At 73.6% G+C, this 17,990-nt stretch carries 17 protein-coding genes and 1 tRNA gene; 5 read left to right on the forward strand and 13 right to left on the reverse strand.

All coding sequences use genetic code 11. The features are described 5' to 3' along the window. Positions 1–99: 99 nt before the first annotated feature. The gene (locus ABD345_RS31870; protein ID WP_344557245.1) at positions 100–723 is read right to left on the reverse strand and encodes a GNAT family N-acetyltransferase; all 624 of its coding nucleotides are present in this window, start codon (positions 721–723) and stop codon (positions 100–102) included. 198 nt (positions 724–921) lie between these two features. Here ABD345_RS31870 and ABD345_RS31875 point away from each other — a divergent pair, with 198 nt between their 5' ends. Beyond that, on the forward strand, positions 922–1,509 hold the full coding sequence (locus ABD345_RS31875) for an ArsR/SmtB family transcription factor (protein ID WP_344557247.1): 588 nt from the start codon (positions 922–924) through the stop codon (positions 1,507–1,509). Between the two features lie 110 nt (positions 1,510–1,619). Then, positions 1,620–2,828: an MFS transporter gene (locus ABD345_RS31880; RefSeq protein WP_344557249.1), complete on the forward strand. Its 1,209-nt coding sequence runs from the start codon at positions 1,620–1,622 to the stop codon at positions 2,826–2,828. Between the two features lie 127 nt (positions 2,829–2,955). Here the strand turns inward: ABD345_RS31880 and ABD345_RS31885 are convergent, their stop codons facing one another. The 3 genes from ABD345_RS31885 to ABD345_RS31895 all read right to left on the reverse strand — a co-directional run bounded on the left by ABD345_RS31885 (position 2,956) and on the right by ABD345_RS31895 (position 4,677). Next, a complete protein-coding gene (locus ABD345_RS31885; protein ID WP_344557251.1) occupies positions 2,956–3,690 on the reverse strand; it encodes a Clp protease N-terminal domain-containing protein in 735 nt (244 codons plus the stop codon). 140 nt (positions 3,691–3,830) lie between these two features. After that, a complete protein-coding gene (locus ABD345_RS31890; RefSeq protein ID WP_344557252.1) occupies positions 3,831–4,244 on the reverse strand; it encodes a VOC family protein in 414 nt (137 codons plus the stop codon). Positions 4,245–4,254: 10 nt separating this feature from the next. Continuing rightward, a complete protein-coding gene (locus ABD345_RS31895) occupies positions 4,255–4,677 on the reverse strand; it encodes a helix-turn-helix transcriptional regulator (RefSeq protein WP_425556906.1) in 423 nt (140 codons plus the stop codon). Between the two features lie 211 nt (positions 4,678–4,888). Here ABD345_RS31895 and ABD345_RS31900 point away from each other — a divergent pair. Beyond that, positions 4,889–4,959, forward strand: a tRNA-Cys gene (locus tag ABD345_RS31900). Between the two features lie 66 nt (positions 4,960–5,025). Continuing rightward, positions 5,026–6,423: an NADP-dependent succinic semialdehyde dehydrogenase gene (locus ABD345_RS31905; protein ID WP_344557254.1), complete on the forward strand. Its 1,398-nt coding sequence runs from the start codon at positions 5,026–5,028 to the stop codon at positions 6,421–6,423. A gap of 52 nt (positions 6,424–6,475) precedes the next feature. On the opposite strand, the gene ABD345_RS31910 is transcribed toward ABD345_RS31905, so the two are convergent. After that, positions 6,476–6,784 (reverse strand): hypothetical protein, encoded by a 309-nt coding sequence (locus tag ABD345_RS31910; protein WP_344557255.1) that lies wholly within the window; start codon positions 6,782–6,784, stop codon positions 6,476–6,478. A gap of 83 nt (positions 6,785–6,867) precedes the next feature. Here ABD345_RS31910 and ABD345_RS31915 point away from each other — a divergent pair, with 83 nt between their 5' ends. Further along, on the forward strand, positions 6,868–7,677 hold the full coding sequence (locus ABD345_RS31915) for an aminoglycoside phosphotransferase family protein (RefSeq protein ID WP_344557256.1): 810 nt from the start codon (positions 6,868–6,870) through the stop codon (positions 7,675–7,677). On the opposite strand, the gene ABD345_RS31920 is transcribed toward ABD345_RS31915, so the two are convergent. The 8 genes from ABD345_RS31920 to kdpF form a co-directional block, all read right to left on the reverse strand. Beyond that, the gene (locus tag ABD345_RS31920; RefSeq protein ID WP_344557257.1) at positions 7,577–8,164 is read right to left on the reverse strand and encodes a GNAT family N-acetyltransferase; all 588 of its coding nucleotides are present in this window, start codon (positions 8,162–8,164) and stop codon (positions 7,577–7,579) included. The two genes, ABD345_RS31915 and ABD345_RS31920, sit on opposite strands and share 101 nt — an antisense overlap. A 71-nt stretch (positions 8,165–8,235) precedes the next feature. Continuing rightward, complete coding sequence (locus ABD345_RS31925; RefSeq protein WP_344557258.1) at positions 8,236–9,540, reverse strand: M20 metallopeptidase family protein; 1,305 nt, start codon at positions 9,538–9,540, stop codon at positions 8,236–8,238. Positions 9,541–9,638: 98 nt separating this feature from the next. Continuing rightward, on the reverse strand, positions 9,639–10,085 hold the full coding sequence (locus ABD345_RS31930; RefSeq protein ID WP_344557259.1) for an ATP/GTP-binding protein: 447 nt from the start codon (positions 10,083–10,085) through the stop codon (positions 9,639–9,641). Positions 10,086–10,369: 284 nt separating this feature from the next. Then, positions 10,370–12,949, reverse strand: a complete 2,580-nt coding sequence (locus tag ABD345_RS31935) for an ATP-binding protein (RefSeq protein ID WP_344557260.1) — start codon at positions 12,947–12,949, stop codon at positions 10,370–10,372. A gap of 163 nt (positions 12,950–13,112) precedes the next feature. Beyond that, positions 13,113–13,730, reverse strand: a complete 618-nt coding sequence (gene kdpC / locus ABD345_RS31940; protein WP_344557262.1) for a potassium-transporting ATPase subunit KdpC — start codon at positions 13,728–13,730, stop codon at positions 13,113–13,115. Between the two features lie 17 nt (positions 13,731–13,747). Further along, a complete protein-coding gene (kdpB, locus tag ABD345_RS31945; RefSeq protein ID WP_344557264.1) occupies positions 13,748–15,841 on the reverse strand; it encodes a potassium-transporting ATPase subunit KdpB in 2,094 nt (697 codons plus the stop codon). After that, entirely contained in the window at positions 15,841–17,502 is a 1,662-nt protein-coding gene (gene kdpA / locus ABD345_RS31950) for a potassium-transporting ATPase subunit KdpA (RefSeq protein WP_344557265.1), read from the reverse strand. The genes kdpB and kdpA overlap by 1 nt, the downstream gene beginning before the upstream one ends. Before the next feature lies 1 nt (position 17,503). Continuing rightward, positions 17,504–17,593, reverse strand: a complete 90-nt coding sequence (kdpF, locus tag ABD345_RS31955) for a K(+)-transporting ATPase subunit F (RefSeq protein ID WP_014136735.1) — start codon at positions 17,591–17,593, stop codon at positions 17,504–17,506. Between the last annotated feature and the right edge of the window lie 397 nt (positions 17,594–17,990).

Genomic DNA, 17,990 nt, shown 5'->3' on the forward strand with positions numbered 1-17,990 from the left:
CCCCGACGAGCTACCTCGCCGGCCTCCACCTTCGAGGCGCGATGATCTGGATCAAGGACCTCACCAGAATCGCCACTTGATCACGACCAAATACGCGCCCTAGTTCCCGTAGCGGGCGACGCGCTCCTGGAGGGCGGCCTTCACCTGCGGCCACTCGTCGTCGGTGATCGAGAAGATCGCCGCGTCCCGCAGGGCGCCGTCCTCGCCGGGGGCCCAGGAGCGCGACCAGTTGCGCAGGACGCCCTCGAAGCGGGCGCCGACGGAGGCGATGGCGGCGCGGGAGCGTGCGTTGCGGGCGTCGGTCTTGAGGTCGACCCGGCGGACGTTCCACTGCTCGAAGGCGTGCCGGAACAGCAGCAGCTTGGACTCGGCGTTGACGCCGGTGCCCTGGGCGGAGGCGGCGAGCCAGGTGAAGCCGACCTCGACGGCGTACAGCACGTCGGTGTCGGGCAGGGTGCGCGGCTCCCAGAAGGCGGTGGCGCCGACGGCCCGGCCGGTGGCCAGCGAGATCTGCGCGTACGGGGCGAGCCGGCCGGTGGCGACCCGTCCGTGCTGGGTGGCGATGTAGTCGGCGACCTCGTCGGCGCGCGGCACCCAGGTGAACCCGTAGCTGCCCCGGCTCTCCTCCGCGGCCTGCGCCAGCTCCGCCGCGTGCCGCTGCTCCAGTGGTTCCAGCCGCACCCTGGTCCCCTCCAGCACCGGGCCCTGAAGTCGGTACGCCATGTCTGCTCCCCTCGCAGGTGCGGCCGCCCCCGCCGGTCCACGGTCCGTTCGCGGAGCGCCCGCAGTGATCGTTTGGCAGCAGCGAACCGGGTACCCGTCGGCACGTCAACGGAGTTTCGCCCTCCGGACGCCAACTCCCTTACCTAAAAGGAATCTTGTACTCTTGTCGTTGTACGACATCTCTTGTACGTTCCCGGCATGGCCGACGAACTCCCCACCGCCGCACGGCGGATCACCGACGCGCTCGCCCTCTCCGCCCTCGCCCATCCGCTCCGGCGGCGGCTGCTGGACCTGCTGAAGGTGCACGGCCCGGCCACGGTCGGCCTGCTGGCCGAGCGCTCGGGCGAGGCGGTCGGCAGCGCCAGCCACCACCTGCGGGTCCTGGCGAAGGCCGAACTGATCGAAGAGGCACCGGAGTTGGCGCGGGACCGGCGGGAGCGCTGGTGGCGGCTGACCGCGGCCGAAGTGCGCTGGGCCCGCGGGGACTTCACCGGGGACCCGGCCGCGGCGGCGGCCCATGAGGCGGCCGGATCGCTGCTGCTGGAGCGGCAGTTCGCGCTGCTGCGGAGCTGGGCGGCGCGCAGTGCCGGGTACCCGGAGCCGTGGCGGGAGGGGTGTGCGATGTCGGCCGAGACCTGGCTGCGGCTGACGCCCGGGGAGGCCCGGGAGTTCAACGCGCAACTGCTGGCCCTGATCGACTCCTGGGCGTCCCGGACCGTGCCGGCGGACGGGGCGGCGCGCGAGTCGGTCCTGGTGGTCGGGCACACGGTGCCCGCCGCGCCGTGACCCCCGTACCGGTACGGCCCGCGCGGCGGACAGCACGGCGGTCCGCGCGGCGATCGGGGCAGCGATCGGGGCAGCGATCCGACCCTCGACTTGCCGGGGAGCGGCGGGACTTGCGGCTGCTGCTGGCGGGTCGGACGGTCAGTGCGGCGGGCAGCGCGGTCACCGCGGTGGCGCTGCCGCTGGTCGCGGTGGTGGACCTGGACGCGGGCCCCGCGGCGGTGGGCCTGCTGGCGGCGGCGGTGTGGCTGCCGTGGCTGCTACTGGGCCTGCCGGCGGGGGTGTGGGTGGGGCGGTGGCCCCGGCGGCCCGTGATGGTCGGCTGCGACCTGGCGACGGCGGCGCTGCTGGCGAGCGTCCCGGTGGCGGGGTGGTGCGGGGCGCTGACCCTGGGGCACCTGCTGGCGGTGGCGCTGCTGGCCGGGGCGGGCGGGGTGTTCTTCCAGGCCGCGTTCCAGGCGCAGTTGCCCGAACTGGTCGCGCCCGAGCGCCTGTCCTCCGCCAACGCCCGTCTCCAGGGCGGCACTTCACTCGCCCAGCTGGTCGGCCCGGCACTGGCGGGGCCGGCCGCGCAGACCTTCGGCGCCCGCTCGGGGCTGTTCGCGGACGCGTTGACGTTCCTGTGCTCGGCGCTGTCCCTGCTGCTGGTCCGCACCCGCCCGGCCCCGGGGCGCGGGAAGGAGCGGCCGGAGGAGCCCGAGCCGCTGCGCGCACAGGTCGCCGCGGGCTTCCGGCACCTGCTGCACGACCCGTACCTGCGGGCGATCACCGCGTACGGGGCAGTGGCGAACCTGGCGCTGGCGGTCGGCCAGTCCGTCCTGGTGCCGTACCTGGTGCGCGAACTGCGGCTCGGAGCCGGGCTGGTGGGGCCGCTGGCGGCGCTCTCGGCGCTGGGCGGGGCGGCGGGCGCGGCGCCGGCCGGACCGGCGGGACGGCGCTGGGGCACGGCGCGCGGCACGGCGGCCGTCCAACTGCTGGCGGTGCCGTTCGCGGCGCTGCTCCCGCTGGCCCGGCCGGGGGCGGGGGTGGCGCTGTCCGCGCTGGGCTCGACGGTGCTGGTGGCGGGCGTGGTGGCGGGCAACGTCGTCTTCACGACCTTCCGCCAACGCCGCGTCCCCGCCGCACTGTTGACCCGGGTGGTCACCTCGGCGATGACGCTCAACCACGCCACCCTGCCGCTCGGCGCGCTGCTCGGCGGAGCGGTCGCGGCCGCCGCGGGCCCGCGCGCCGCGCTCTGGCTCAGCGCGGCGCTGCTGTCCGGCGCGGCCGTCCGGCTCCGCCGGGGCCCGCTCGCCCGCGTCCGGGACCTGCCCGTCGACTGACTGCCCACCGGTCCACCTGCCCGCCGGGTGTCCCGCCGCGTGCGGCCGGGAGGCGGGCAGGCGGGAGGGGCGGGGCCGCCCCCGTCCCAGGGCGGTCCCGCCGCTCCCGGGGCGGTGGGGTGGATCGTCAGGATCCGTTGGGGAGTTGGGCGAGGGTGGCGAGGAACTCGGTTTCGGCGGCGGCCTTGTCGAGGCCGAGGGCGGTGAGGATGCCGTCGCCGTCCTCGTGCTCGATCAGGGCGAGCAGCAGGTGCTCGGTGCCGATGTAGTTGTGGCCGAGGCGGAGGGCTTCGCGCATGGTGAGCTCCAGCGCCTTCTTGGCGCCGGCGTCGTAGGGGACGAGTTCGGGGGCGTCCTCGACGGCGGGCGGGAGGGCGGCCAGGGCGGCCTCCCGGACGGTGTCGAGGGTGATTCCGCTGGTGACGAGGTAAGCGGCGGCGAGGCCGTCGGGTTCGGCGAGCAGGCCGAGCACCAGGTGCTCGGTGCGGACCTCGCCGTTGTGCGCGTCCTTGGCGGCCTGGTGGGCGGCCATCACGACGTTGCGGGCGCGCGGGGTGAAGCGGTTGAAGCCCTGCGCGGTGTCGATCTCGGTGACCTCGCCGGGGTCCTTGGGGACGAAGCGCTTCTGGGCGGCCTGCCGGGTGACGCCCATGCTGCGGCCGATGTCGGTCCAGGAGGCGCCGGAGCGGCGGGCCTGGTCGACGAAGTGGCCGATCAGGTGGTCGGCGACGTCGCCGAGGTGGTCGGCGACCAGCACCGCGCTGGACAGCTGGTCGAGCGCTTCGGGGTGCGTCTTCTTGATGCCCTCGATCAGGTCGTCGAGCCGGACGGAGGGCTTCTTCGCTCCAGTGGTGTCAGCCATGAGGCAACCTTAGGTTGACAGTCGAGTACCGTCAACCTGAGGTTGACACCCACCCATCGACCCTGGTCCGAGTGGTGCTGGTGGTCCGCGGCACCGCCGGCAGCACTACACCGGCGGCGGCCGGACGGCGCGGTGGCCCCTCAGGCCCGGGGCTGGGCGAAGCGGACCATGTTGCCCGCCGGGTCGCGGAAGGCGCAGTCGCGGACGCCGTAGGGCTGATCCATCGGCTCCTGGAGCACGTCGGCCCCGGTGGCGCGGATCTTCTCGAAGGTGGCGTCGCAGTCGGGGGTGCGGAAGTTGACGGCGCGCAGCAGGCCCTTGGCGAGCAGTTCGGCGGCGGCCTGCCGGTCGGCGTCGGTGGCGCCCGGGTCGGCGACCGGGGGTTCGAGCACGACCTCGACCTCGGGCTGGGCGGTCGAGCCGAGGGTGACCCAGCGCATCCCCTCGAAGCCGATGTCGTTGCGCACCTCCAGGCCGAGGGCGTCGCGGTAGAAGCCGAGCGCGGCGTCGTGGTCGTCGACGGCGATGAAGCACTGCGAGAGCTTGATGTCCATGCCCCCGACGCTACCGATCCGGGCCGGTCGGTGCTTCTCCGTTCCTGATCTCCTGCGCCGGGGTCCGCTGCGGCCGCCCGGTGTCGGTGCCGCGGATCGGGCGGGTGAGGTACATCGCGACGCAGGCGGTGATGTGCTCGGCGGCGCTGTGGTCGCGGGCCCGGTAGGTGCTGGGGCTCTCGCCGACGAGTTCGGTGAAGCGGGTGCTGAACGAGCCCAGCGAGGTACAGCCGACGGCCATGCACACCTCGGTGACGGACAGGTCGCCGCGGCGCAGCAGCGCCTTGGCGCGCTCGATCCGGCGGGTCATCAGGTAGCTGTAGGGGGTTTCGCCGTACGCGGCGCGGAAGCTGCGCTGGAAGTGGCCGACGGACATCAGGGCGACCCGGGCGAGGGCGGTGACGTCCAGCGGTTCGGCGTAGTCGCGGTCCATGGTGTCGCGGGCCCGGCGGAGGCGTTTGAGGTCGTCGATCTGCACGGGTCCAGGGTAGTCGCGGCCCCGGACGGGCGGGGGGATGATTCGATCATCTGCTGACCGTTCGTCACACTTCGGTCGAAACGGGGCATTCGGGTGATGTCCGGGCGGTTCGGATTCCCGTCCCCCGCTCCCCCGCTGCTAGCTTTTGAGTCACGCGAGGGAGCCCGGTGGAGTGGCCGAGAGGCGAGGCAACGGCTTGCAGGGCCGTGTACATAGGTTCGATTCCTGTCTCCACCTCCTCGCTCCCCTCGATGTCCGCCCCCGCCCGGTTGGCCGGGCGGCAGTCGAGGAAGGAATGGTCCGATGGCCATCGCCACCGTCAATCCGGCCGACGGCCGCAGCGTCGAGGTCTTCGACCCGCTGGACGAGGCCGCCGTGGAGCGCCGGCTGGCCCGCGCGCAGTCCGCGTTCGAGTCCTGGCGGCTGACCACCTTCGCGCACCGCGCCGAACTGATGCACCGGGCCGCCGAGTTGCTGGACCAGGCGAACGAGCAGGTCGCCCGGACGATGACGCTGGAGATGGGCAAGCCGCTGGCGCAGGCCCGGGCCGAGGCGGCCAAGTGCGCGAAGGCGATGCGCTGGTACGCGGACCGGGCCGAGGCGCTGCTCGCCGACGAGCACCCGGCGCAGCAGGACGTGGCGGACTCCGGCGGGGTGTCGGCGTACGTCCGGTACCGGCCGCTGGGGCCGGTGCTGGCGGTGATGCCGTGGAACTTCCCGTTCTGGCAGGTGGTGCGGTTCGCCGCCCCGGCGCTGATGGCGGGCAACGTGGGCCTGCTCAAGCACGCCTCGAACGTGCCGCGCACGGCGCTCGCGCTGGAGGAGCTGTTCGCCCGGGCCGGGTTCCCGCAGGGCTGCTTCCAGACGCTGCTGATCTCCTCGTCCCAGGTGGAGGCGGTGATCCGGGACGAGCGGGTGGTGGCGGTGACGCTGACCGGCAGCGAGGGGGCGGGCCGGTCGGTGGCGGCGGTGGCCGGGGACGAGATCAAGAAGACGGTGCTGGAACTGGGCGGCAGCGACCCGTTCCTGGTGCTGCCCTCGGCGGACGTGGCGGCCGCGGCCGAGCGGGCGGTGACCGCGCGGGTGCAGAACAACGGGCAGTCCTGCATCGCCGCGAAGCGCTTCATCGTGCACACGGACGTGTACGAGGAGTTCCTGGCCGCGTTCACCGAGCGGATGCGGGCGCTGACCGTCGGCGACCCGACCGCGGCGGACACCGAGGTCGGCCCGCTGGCCACCGAGCAGGGCCGCACCGACCTGGAGGTGCTGGTCGCGGACGCGATCGGGCACGGCGCGACGGTGGCCTGCGGCGGCGCCCGGCCGGACGACCCGGCACTGGCGGGCGGCTGGTACTACCTGCCGACGGTGCTGACCGGGGTGACCCCGAAGATGCGGATCCACCGCGAGGAGGCGTTCGGCCCGGTCGCCACCGTGTACCGGGTCGCCGACCTGGACGAGGCCGTCGCGGTCGCCAACGACTCGCCGTTCGGCCTGAGTTCGAACGTCTGGACCACGGACGACGCGGACCGCGAGCGGTGCGTGCGCGACCTGCGGGCCGGCGGGGTCTTCTTCAACGGGATGACCGCCTCGCACCCGGCGTTCCCGTTCGGCGGGGTCCGCCGCTCCGGCTACGGGCGGGAGCTGTCCGGCCACGGCATCCGCGAGTTCTGCAACATCACCACGGTGTGGTCCGGAAGCTGACCGCCCGCGGCGCACGGCCCGGGCCGCGCACGGCTTCAGGCCGCGTGCGGCTTCAGGCGGCGTGCGGGTGGGCGCGTTCGTGGCGGCCGAGGAACTGCGCGGCGAACGCGACGATGGTGACGGCCCACACCACCGAGAACACGATCAGCAGCCAGAGCTGGTCGAGCTGCGCCGCGACCAGGCCGAGGCCCAGGGACAGCGCGAGCAGGAAGACCAGCGAGGTGTTGTGCTTGGCGTTCAGCCAGGCGGCGAACCGGTGGAACGCACCGGGGCCGGGCCCACCGGTGGCGGTCGTTCCCCTGGCGGTCGTTCCCCTGGTGGTCGTTCCCCTGGTGGTCGTTCCGGTAACGGTCGCGGGCATCGCCCTCACCTCCGCGGAGTTCGGTGTCCGTTCGAGTATCGCGCCGGTCCGGGTGGGCGGGCCACCCGTGGAAGGATCGCGGGATGGACGGAGAGCCGGTGGGCGGGGAGCTGTTGGCGGGCGGGCTGGCCAACGCGGGCGCGGTGCGGCGGCGCGGCGGCGTGGTGGAGCGGCCCGCGCCGCCGCACGCCGCCGCCCTGCACGGGTTCCTGGCGGCGCTGCGGGCGGGCGGGTTCGCGGGGGCGCCGGTGCCGGTCGGGCCGGTGACCGGCGGCCGGGAGCGGCTGGAGTTCCTGCCGGGGGAGGTCGCGGTGCCGCCGTACCCGGCCTGGGCGCTGGACGACGCGGCGCTGGTGTCGGTGGCCCGGCTGCTGCGCCGCTGGCACGCGGCGAGCGCGCGCACGCCGTTCGACCCGGCGGCGCACTGGCCGGACGAGTTCGCCGATCCGGAGGGCGGGCCGCTGCTGTGCCACAACGACGTGTGCGCGGAGAACGTGGTGTTCCGGGCGGGCGGGGCGGCCGCGCTGATCGACTTCGACTTCGCCGCCCCGGGCCGGCCGCTCTGGGACGTGGCGCTGACGGCCCGCTACTGGGTGCCGGCGCTCGACCCGGCGACGGCTGCCGAGACCGGCCGCGCGCACCTCGAAGTGCCGCGCCGGCTGGCCCTGTTCGCCGGAGCGTACGCTCTCTCCGCCGCCGACCGCCGCGCCCTGCCGTCCGTCCTGGAGCAGGCCACCGCCGTCTGCCGGGCCTTCGTCGCCCGCCGGGTCGCGGCCGGGGACGCCGCGTTCGTCACGTCCTTCGACTCGTACGGCGGCTGGGCCCGCTGGGACCGGCTGCAGTCCTGGCTGGCTGATCAACGGCCTTCGCTGGAGCGGCAGTTGCGGGGCTGACGGCGAGCCGCCTGCGCATCAGGGTGCACACCGTCTCGTAGCGGCGGAGCGTGCCGTCCGCGTCCTCGACGTCCCAGCCGTCGAGGGCGCGGCCGAAGGCGCGGTAGCCGAGGCGTTCGTAGAGGGCGCGGGCGCGCGGGTTGGACTCCTCGACGCCGAGTTCGGCGACGGCGAGGCCGCGGGCCGTGATCCGCTGCTCGGCGGCGCGGATCAGCAGGGTGCCGATGCCGCAGGAGCGCAGGGCGGGGTGGACGCCGAGCTGCCAGAGCGTCCCGGCGCCGGGGGCGGGGGCGTAGTCGACGCCGCCGACCGCGACGGGGAGGCCGGCCGGCGTGCACACCGCCAGGTAGTCGACCTCGCCCGCCTCGGCGCGGCGGAGCTGGTGGACGAGTTCGCGCACGTGCTTGGGCGAGCCGGCCCAGCCGCAGGAGGGCAGGTCGGCCTCGGTGAGGTCGCGCACCGTCAGGCGCAGCGCGATCTCCGGCATCCTCGGGCTCCCTCCGCCACCGGGTCGTCCGGTCATTGCAGCAGGTGGACTCCCGTCCCGTCCAAGGGGTTTCAGGCCCGGTCGGCCGGGAGCAGCCGGCCGGTGAGGTGGTCGGCGGCGAGGTGGGCGTGGAGCCGGACGCCGGTGGGGAGGGTGTCGTCGTCGAGGTAGAAGTGCGGGTTGTGGTTGGGGACGATGCCGCGGCCGCCGGGGGTGGGGACGGGGTTGCCGGCGGCGTCGAGTTCGGTGTCCTGGGCGCCGAGCATGACGTACAGGCCGCCGTAGGCGTTGACGAACTCGGAGACGTCGTCGTAGCCGAGGGTCGCGCCGGTCTCCAGGACGCGGTCCGCTCCGACCACCCGGCGCAGCGTGGGCAGCGCGGCGTCCAGCCACTCCTGGCGGTTGTCGACGGCCGGGACGTCCTGCAGGTGCTCGACGGTGGCGGTGCAGCCGTGCGCCTCGGCGGTGTGCTCGGCGAGCCGGGTCAGGCGCCGCTGGACGTCGGCCATGTCGCTCTCGACGGCGCAGCGGACGGTGCCCCAGAGGGTGACGCGCTCGCCGATGATGTTGAAGCGGCCGATGTCCTCGACGTGGCCGATGGTGACGGTGACCGGGTGGTAGGCGTCGAGCTGGCGGTAGAGCTGGCCGATGCCGGTGATGATCGCGGCGGCGGGCGGCATCGGGTCGACGCCCTGCCAGGGGGTGGAGCCGTGCACCTGGCGGCCGGTCACGGTGATCTTGACCAGGCAGGAGGCCGCGTACTGGTTCCCGGCCCGGTAGCCGACGTGGCCCTTGGGGTGCGGGGTGAGGTGCATGCCGAACACCATGGTGGGTTCGGGGTCGTCGAGGGCGTGCTCGGCGAGCATCTGCCGGGCGCCGCCGGCCTCGGTGACCGGCGGGCCCTCCTCGGCGGGCTGGAACACGAACAGCACGGTGCCGGGAAGCTGTTCGCGCACCCCGGCGAGCACGGTGGCGGCGCCGAGCAGCATCGCGGTGTGGCCGTCGTGGCCGCAGGCGTGCGAGACCGGGAAGGGGCCGCCGGGGTAGTCGCGGTCGACGGCCGAGGAGGCGAAGTCGGTGCCGCACAGGTCGGCGACCGGCAGCGCGTCGGTGTCGGCCCGCAGCGCCACCACCCGGCCGCCGGGCCGGCCGCCGCGCAGCACCCCGACCACGCCGTGCCCGGCGATGCCGGTGCGGACCTCGTCCAGGCCCAGCGAGGTCAGGTGCCCGGCGATCAGCTCGGCCGTGGCCCCCTCCCGGTTGGACAGCTCGGGGTGCCGGTGCAGGTGCCGCCGCCAGGCGATCACCTGCTCGGCGACGGCCGCGCTGCGGCGGTCCAGCTCGGCGTACAGGGTGGTGGCGTCCGTCGCGTCCATGGGTGTCCTCCGTCGGTGTCCCCCGCTGTCCCCCGCCGTGGCCTCGGCTTCGGCCTCGGCCCCGGTCGAGCGTACGACGCGGGCGGGGCGACGGGGGGTCAGGACGTGAGCCGGGCCAGGGTGTCGGCGATCAGGTCGGCCCGGGCGGGGACGGGCCCGGGCGGGACGTCGAGCAGCCGGAAGCCGTACCGGCGGTAGGAGGCGAGGTGGACGCGCTCGAAGGCGAGCGAGGCCGGGTGGTCGATCCGGCGGGCGGCGGTGGGCGTGCAGAAGCCGATCGGACGGACCAGGAACACCTCGCGCCGGTGGACCCGCTCGTCGACGATCCGCTCCGACTCGGCGGTCAGCGCGGGCGGGACGGGCCGGCCGAGGTACACCGCCAGCGCGTGCGTGCACACGGGCGAGCGGTCGTGCAGCAGCACGCCGCCACCGGGCGGCGGCGCGCACCGGCGCTGCCGGGCCCGCTGGAGTTCCAGCACCCGGAGCGGGAAGTCCGGGTCCGTCCACGGTTCGGGCTGGCCGGCAGCAGCCGCATCATCTTCCACTCGGTGGGGGTGAGCCGCACCGGGCCAGCCGGGCCGGTGACGACGGCGGCGGCGAGGTCGACGGTGTGGGCGCCGACCGTGAACCGCGGCACGGCGGCGGGCTCTCCTGCGGGTCGGCGCATGACGGCCCGCAAGCGGGCGAGCAGTTCGTCCATGACGAACGGCTTGGTCAGGTAGTCGTCGGCGCCCGCGTCCAGGGCCTGGACCTTCTCGCGGGAGGGCGTGCAGGGTGGTCCTCAGCGCGCGCAGCAGCTGCGGTTCGTCGTCCACGACCAGGATCCGCGTCACCGTCCCGGCCCTCCGTTCTCGTCCGTGGTCGGGTCGTCCGTGGTCGGGTCGTCCACGCTCGGTTCGGCGGCGGGCAGGGTGAGCAGCACGGTGGTGCCGCCGCCCGGGGTGTCCTCGACCTCCAGGGAGCCGCCCATCGCTTCGGCGAGGCCGCGGGAGAGGGCGAGGCCGAGGCCGACGCCGGTGGTGTTGTCGGTGTCGCCGAGGCGTTGGAACGGGAGGAAGACCCGGTCGCGGTCGCCGGGCGGGATGCCGGGGCCGCGGTCGATCACCCGGATCTCGACCCGGTCGAGGTGGTGGCTGGCGGCGACCAGGACGGGCGCGCCGGGCGCGTTGTACCGCAGCGCGTTGGTGATGACGTTGGCCAGCACCCGCTCCAGCAGCGGCGGATCGGCCAGCACCGGGGGCGCGGTGGCGAGGTCGAGCGGCTGGACGGGCGCGTGGGCGTCGAGCAGGGAGTCGAGGGCGCGGGGCAGCACCTCGTCCAGGTGGGTGGGCTCCAGGTGCAGGGTGAGGGCGCCGGCCTGTAGGCGGCTCATGTCGAGCAGGTTGTCGACCAGTCGGGTCAGCTTGACCAGCGATTCGTCGGCGGTGGCGAGGAGTTCGGCCCGGTCGTCGGGCGAGAACTCGACGTCGGGGCTGCGCAGCGAGCCGACGGAGGCGAGGGCGACGGCGAGCGGGGTGCGCAGGTCGTGGCTGACGGCGGCGAGCAGCGCGGTGCGCATCCGGTCGGCGGCCTTGATCGGCTCGACCTCGGCCGCGACGGTGGCCAGCCGGTCGCGTTCCAGCGCGGCGGCGACGTGGGCGGCGAACGCGGTGAGCACGCGCTGGTCCGCGGCCGGCAGTCGGCGCCCCGCGAGGACCAGCAATGCTCCGCCGCCGACCGGGAGTTCGGTGACGGTCCGGTCGTCGGCCGGTTCCCCTTCGGTGTCGCTACGCGCGATCGGGTCACCGCTGGTGCGGTCGAGCAGCGCGACGGAGTCGAGGGCGAAGGCGGTGCGGGTCTTCTCGATCAGGGCGGGCAGGGCGTCGGCGCCGCGCAGCACGCTGCCGGCCAGGGTGGACAGCGTCTCGGCCTCGGCGGTGGCCCGGGCCGCGCGCCGGGTGAGCCGGGTGGCGCGGTCGACGACGGTGGAGACGGTGAGCGCGACGGCGGCGAAGACGGCCAGGGCGATGACGTTGTTGGGCTCGCCGATGGTGAAGGTGTGGACCGGCGGGATGAAGAAGTAGTTGAGCAGCAGCGAGGCGACCAGCGAGGCCAGCAGGGCGGAGGTCGCACCGCCCAGCAACGCGACACCGACGACGCCGAGTTGGAAGATCAGCGCGTCGGTGGTGAGGTTCACCCGGGCGTGGCACCGCGAGAGGACCACGGTCAGCAGGCTCGGCACCACGACCCCCGCCAGGTAGCCGGCGACGGTGCGCCGGCGCGAGTGGCGGCGCCCCGGCGCGGGCAGCCGGCCCCGGCCGGTGAACTCGTGGGTGACCATGTGGACGTCGATGTCCTCGGAGGCGTCCACGGTGGTCTGTCCGGTGCCCGGCCCGGTGAGGAAGCGGTTGAGCCGGCCCCGCCTGCTGGTGCCGAGGACCAGCTGGGTGGCGTCGTGGGCCCGGGCGAAAGCCATCAGGCTGCCGGGGACGTCGTCGCCGACCACCACGTGGTAGCTGCCGCCCAGGGTCTCGACCAGTTGCCGCTGCTCGGCGAGTGTGCCGGGCGAGGCCCCGGCCAGCCCGTCGCTGCGGGTCACGTGCACGGCGAGCAGTTCGCCGCCGGCGGTGCGGTCGGCGATCCGGGCGGCCCGGCGGACCAGGGTCGCGCCCTCGGGTCCGCCGGTGAGCGCGACGACGACGCGTTCGCGGGTCTCCCAGACCCGGTCGATGTGGTGGCCGGCGCGGTAGTCGCGCAGGCCCTCGTCGACCCGTCCGGCGACCCAGAGCAGGGCGAGCTCCCGAAGGGCCGTCAGGTTGCCGACCCGGAAGTAGTGGGAGAGCGCGGCGTCCACCTTCTCCGCCCGGTAGACGTTGCCGTGGGCGAGGCGGCGGCGCAGGGCCTGGGGGGCCATGTCGACCAGTTCGAGCTGGTCGGCGCGCCGGACGACCTCGTCGGGGACGGTCTCGCGCTGCGGGATCCCGGTGATCTTCCGGACGACGTCGTTGAGCGACTCCAGGTGCTGGACGTTGACGGTGGTGACCACGTCGATGCCGGCGGCGAGCAGGTCCTCGACGTCCTGCCAGCGCTTGGCGTTGCGCCCGCCGGGGATGTTGGTGTGCGCGAGCTCGTCCACCAGGGCGACCTGCGGGCGGCGGGCGAGGATCGCGTCGAGGTCCATCTCCTGGAAGTCGCCGCCCCGGTAGGTCCGGGTCAGGCGCGGTACCGTCTCCAGGCCCCGCAGCATGTTCTCGGTGTGCCGTCGGCCGTGGCACTCGATGAAGCCGACCACCACGTCCGCACCCCGGTCCCGTCTGCGGCGGGCCTCGTCGAGCATCCGGTAGGTCTTGCCGACGCCGGGGGCCGAACCGAGGTAGACCCGCAACTGCCCGCGGCGGTGCACGGTGCCGGGAGTGTGGTCACGGGGCATGGGCGCTGCTCTTTCTCGACGAAGGACGGCCGGTGGCGGGTGCTTCGTGATCGGCGTTCCGGCTGCGCGCGACTCCCGCTCAGCGGGCGGCAGTTGCGACAGCAGACCGACCCGGGCCGGGGAGCACGTCCCGGCCCGGGTCGGTGCGGTCAGCCGTCGGTCGTCACCTCCGCTCGCCGATCGCCTTGTTCAGCAGGACGACGTTGACGCCGTCCTGGCCGAGGAAGCCGAGCGAGCGGCCCTCGGTGTACTTCTCGATCAGCTGGTTCAGCTCCTCCGCCGGGATGCCGCGCTCCTTGGCGACCCTGGGCACCTGTTCCTCGGCGTAGGCGACGGAGATGTGCGGGTCGAGTCCGGAGCCGGAGGCGGTGACCGCGTCCGGCGGGACGGCCGACGGGTCGACGCCGTCGAAGGCGGCGATCGCGGCCCGGCGGTCGTTGACGGCCTTGAGCAGGTCGTCGCTGTTCGGGCCCAGGTTGGAGGCGCCGGACGCCTTCGGGTCGTAGGAGCCGGCGGACGGGCGCGGCTGGAAGAACTTCGGGTCCGGCCGGGCCGGTTCGTCGGCGTTGTTCGGGTCCTGCTTCGGGAGGTCGTAGTTCTGGCCGAGGAGGCTGGAGCCGATCTCCTTGCCGTCGGACTTCACGATCGAGCCGTTGGCCCTGTCGGCGAAGGCGAGTTGGCTGACGCCGGTGACCAGCAGGGGGTAGGCGAGGCCGAGGATCACGGTCAGCACCAGCAGCATCCGCAGCGCGGTGAGGTGGGTGCGCAGAAAAGCGGGCATGGGGATTCTGGCCTCTCTCAGCTCAGGCCGGGGACGAACCGGACGATCAGGTCGATCGCCTTGATGCCGACGAAGGGCACGATCAGGCCGCCGATCCCGTAGATCCCGATGTTCCGGGCGAGCAGCGAACTCGCATTGCCGGGTCGGTACTTGACGCCGCGCAGGGCGAGCGGGATGAGGCCGACGATGACCAGGGCGTTGAAGACGATCGCGGAGGTGATCGCGGAGGTGGGGCTGTGCAGGCCCATGATGTTCAGGTGGCGCAGCCCCGGGTACGCGCCCGCGAACATCGCCGGGATGATCGCGAAGTACTTGGCGACGTCGTTGGCGATCGAGAAGGTCGTCAACGCGCCCCGGGTGATGAGCAGTTGCTTGCCGATCTCGACGATCTCGATCAGCTTGGTGGGGTTGGAGTCCAGGTCGACCATGTTCCCGGCCTCCTTGGCCGCCATGGTGCCGGTGTTCATCGCCACGCCCACGTCCGCCTGGGCCAGCGCCGGGGCGTCGTTGGTGCCGTCGCCGGTCATCGCGACCAGCTTGCCGCCCTCCTGCTCCTTCTTGATCAGGGCCATCTTGTCCTCGGGGGTGGCCTCGGCGAGGAAGTCGTCCACGCCCGCCTCCTCGGCGATCGCCCGGGCGGTCAGCGGGTTGTCGCCGGTGATCATGACGGTCTTGATGCCCATGCGCCGCAGCTCGTCGAAGCGTTCGCGCATGCCCTCCTTCACCACGTCCTTGAGGTGGATGACACCGAGGACGCGCGGTGCGCCCGCGGCCTCGCGCTCGGCCACCACCAGCGGGGTGCCGCCGGCCGCGGCGATCCCGTCGACCAGCGCGGCCACGTCCGCACCGACCGAACCGCCGTGCGCGGTCACCCAGTCGGCGACCGAACCGGCCGCGCCCTTGCGGACCTGCCGCCCGTCCAGGTCGACGCCCGACATCCGGGTCTGCGCGGTGAACGGCACCCAGGTGGCGTGCGCCGACTCGCCCCGGGCGCGGGCCCGCAGGCCGTACCCGGTCTTGGCGAGGACGACGATCGAGCGGCCCTCGGGGGTCTCGTCGGCGAGCGAGGAGAGCTGCGCGGCGCCGGCCAACTCGTCCGCGGTGACGCCCTCGGCCGGCCGGAACTCGGCGGCCTGCCGGTTGCCGAGGGTGATGGTGCCGGTCTTGTCGAGCAGCAGCGTGTTGACGTCGCCCGCCGCCTCCACCGCCCGGCCGGACATCGCCAGCACGTTGCGCTGCACCAGCCGGTCCATGCCCGCGATGCCGATCGCCGAGAGCAGCGCGCCGATCGTCGTCGGGATCAGCGCCACGATCAGCGCCACCAGCACGATCATCGACTGCGGCGCGCCCGCGTAGGCGGCCATCGGCTGCAGGGTCACCACGGCGACCAGGAACACGATCGTCAGCGAGGCCAGCAGGATGTTCAGCGCGATCTCGTTCGGCGTCTTCTGCCGCGCGGCGCCCTCCACCAGGGCGATCATCCGGTCGATGAACGACTTGCCGGGCTCCGAGGCGATCTTCACCACGATCCGGTCCGACAGCACCTTGGTGCCGCCGGTGACCGCGGAGCGGTCGCCGCCCGACTCGCGGATCACCGGCGCGGACTCGCCGGTGATCGCCGACTCGTCGACGGACGCGACGCCCTCCACCACGTCGCCGTCCCCGGGGATGGTCTGCCCGGCCTCCACGACGACGTGGTCGCCGAGCCGCAGCGCGGTGCCGGGCACCGCCTCCTCGGCCGGCGAGGCGGGCCAGTCGACGAGGCGTCGGGCGACGGATTCGGTCCTGGTCTTGCGCAGGGTGTCGGCCTGGGCCTTGCCGCGGCCCTCGGCGACGGCCTCGGCGAGGTTGGCGAAGATCGTGGTGAGCCACAGCCAGACGGTGATCGACCAGGCGAACACCGAGGGCGAAGCGAGGGCCGAGACCGTGGTGACGACCGAGCCGACCTCGACCACGAACATCACCGGGTTCTTCACCATGACGCGGGGGTCGAGCTTCCTCACCGCGTCGGGCAGGGACCTGGCGATCAGTTTCGGGTCGAGCAGGCCGGACCGCACTCCGTGCGGCTTGTCGGCCTGCTCGGCCGGTGCGGGGACAAGGGTGCTGGACATCAGTGGAGACCTTCCGCGAGCGGCCCGAGGGCGAGGGCCGGGAAGTAGGTGAGGCCGACGACGATCAGGACGACGCTCGACAGCAGGCCGACGAACAGGGGCCTGTGGGTGGGCAGGGTGCCCGCGCTCGCGGGCACCGGCTGCTGCCGGGCGAGCGAACCCGCCAGCGCCAGGACGAACACCACCGGCAGGAACCGGCCGAACACCATCGCCAGGCCCAGCGCCGTGTCGTACCAGGGCGTGTTGACCGTGATGCCGGCGAACGCCGATCCGTTGTTGTTGCTCGCGGAGGTGAACGCGTACAGCACCTCGGAGAAGCCGTGCGCACCGGAGTTGAGCATCCCGGCCCGCTCGCCGGGCAGCGCGATCGCGACACCCGTGCCGATCAGCACCAGGGCGGGGGTGGTGAGGATGTAGAGCGAGGCGAACTTCATCTCCCGGCCGCCCAGCTTCTTGCCCAGGTACTCGGGGGTGCGGCCGACCATCAGGCCCGCCACGAAGACGGCGACGACCGCGAGGATCAGCATCCCGTACAGGCCGGAGCCGGTGCCGCCGGGCGCGATCTCACCGAGCATCATGTCGAACACCGTCAGCCCGCCGCCCAGCGGCGTGAACGAGTCGTGGAAGGAGTTCACCGCACCGGTCGAGGTCAGCGTGGTGGACGCCGCGAACAGGCTGGAGGCCGCGACGCCGAAGCGCTGCTCCTTGCCCTCCATCGCCGCCCCGGCCGCCTGCAGCGCGCTGCCGGTGTGCTGGTGCTCGAAGAAGGTGATCAGCGCCGTCGAGGCCGCCCAGAACAGGCCCATCACCGCGACGATCGCGTAGCCCTGGCGGTGGTCGCCGACCATCTTGCCGAAGGCGCGCGGCAGCGCGAACGGGATCACCAGCAGCAGGAAGACCTCCAGCAGGTTGGTGAGACCGGTCGGGTTCTCGAACGGGTGCGCCGAGTTGGCGTTGTAGAAGCCGCCGCCGTTGGTGCCCAGCAGCTTGATGACCTCCTGCGAGGCCACCGGCCCGCCCGGGATCGACTGCTGACCGCCGGTCAGGGTGGTCACCTGTTCGAAGCCGTGGAAGTTCTGGATCACGCCGTTGGCGGCCAGCACGAGGGCGAAGACGATCGAGACCGGCAGCAGCAGGCGCAGCACGACGCGGGTGAGGTCGACCCAGAAGTTGCCGACCCGGTCGGTGCGGTGGCGGGTGAAGCCGCGGATCAGCGCCGCGACCACCGCGATGCCGACCGCCGCCGAGACGAAGTTCTGCACCGCGAGGCCGGCCGTCTGGACCAGGTGGCCCATCGCCGACTCGCCGCTGTACGACTGCCAGTTGGTGTTGGTGGTGAAGGAGATCGCGGTGTTCCACGCCTGGTGCGGCGCCATCTCGGGCACGCCCAGGCCGAGCAGCAGGTGGGTCTGCAGCCGGATCAGCCCGTACAGGAACAGCACCGACAGCGCGGAGAACGCCAGCACCGAGCGCAGGTAGACCGGCCAGCGCTGGTCGGCGTCACCGTCGACGCCGACCACCCGGTACAGCGCCCGCTCGGCTCTCAGGTGCCTGGCGGAGGTGAGCAGGTGGGCGATGTGGTCGCCCAGCGGGCGGTAGCACAGGGCGAGCGCGCCGACCAGCGCGAGCGCCTGCAGCCACCCGGCGAGAGTGGCACCCATGTCAGAACTTCTCCGGGTGGATCAGCGCGAGGACGAGGTAGCCGACGAGTGCGGCGGCGACGAGGAGACCCGCTATGTGTTCGGCGCTCACAGCTTCTCGACCCCCTTCGCGATGAGGGCGATGACGGCGAACACGGCGACCGTGACACCGACGAAGACGAGATCGAGCATGGCTATCGCTCCACCAACTGGTCGAGGGGGGCTGTCACCGCCGGAGGTCCGCGGACGCTCCGGGCGGGGCCGGCGAAGGACCGGCAAGAGCAGCGAACCAGCCGGTCAGCGCCGTTCCCGGTTCCCTGACGCCCCCCATACGGGCGGACGGGCGACCTTGACGCGGCCTTGACGCCCGCGTCGTGCGGCCGAGCCCGGCGCCCGGCCGGAAACGTGCCGGTGCCCCGGACGGCGGCGCTGTCCGGGGCACCGGGAACCGGCGTGTCAGACCTTCTGCGGGGGGGTCGGCGGTGTGCGGGCCGGGCGCGGTGGCGGGG

It is taken from the genome of Kitasatospora saccharophila (assembly GCF_039529925.1).
Taxonomy (GTDB): Bacteria; Actinomycetota; Actinomycetes; order Streptomycetales; family Streptomycetaceae; genus Kitasatospora; species Kitasatospora saccharophila.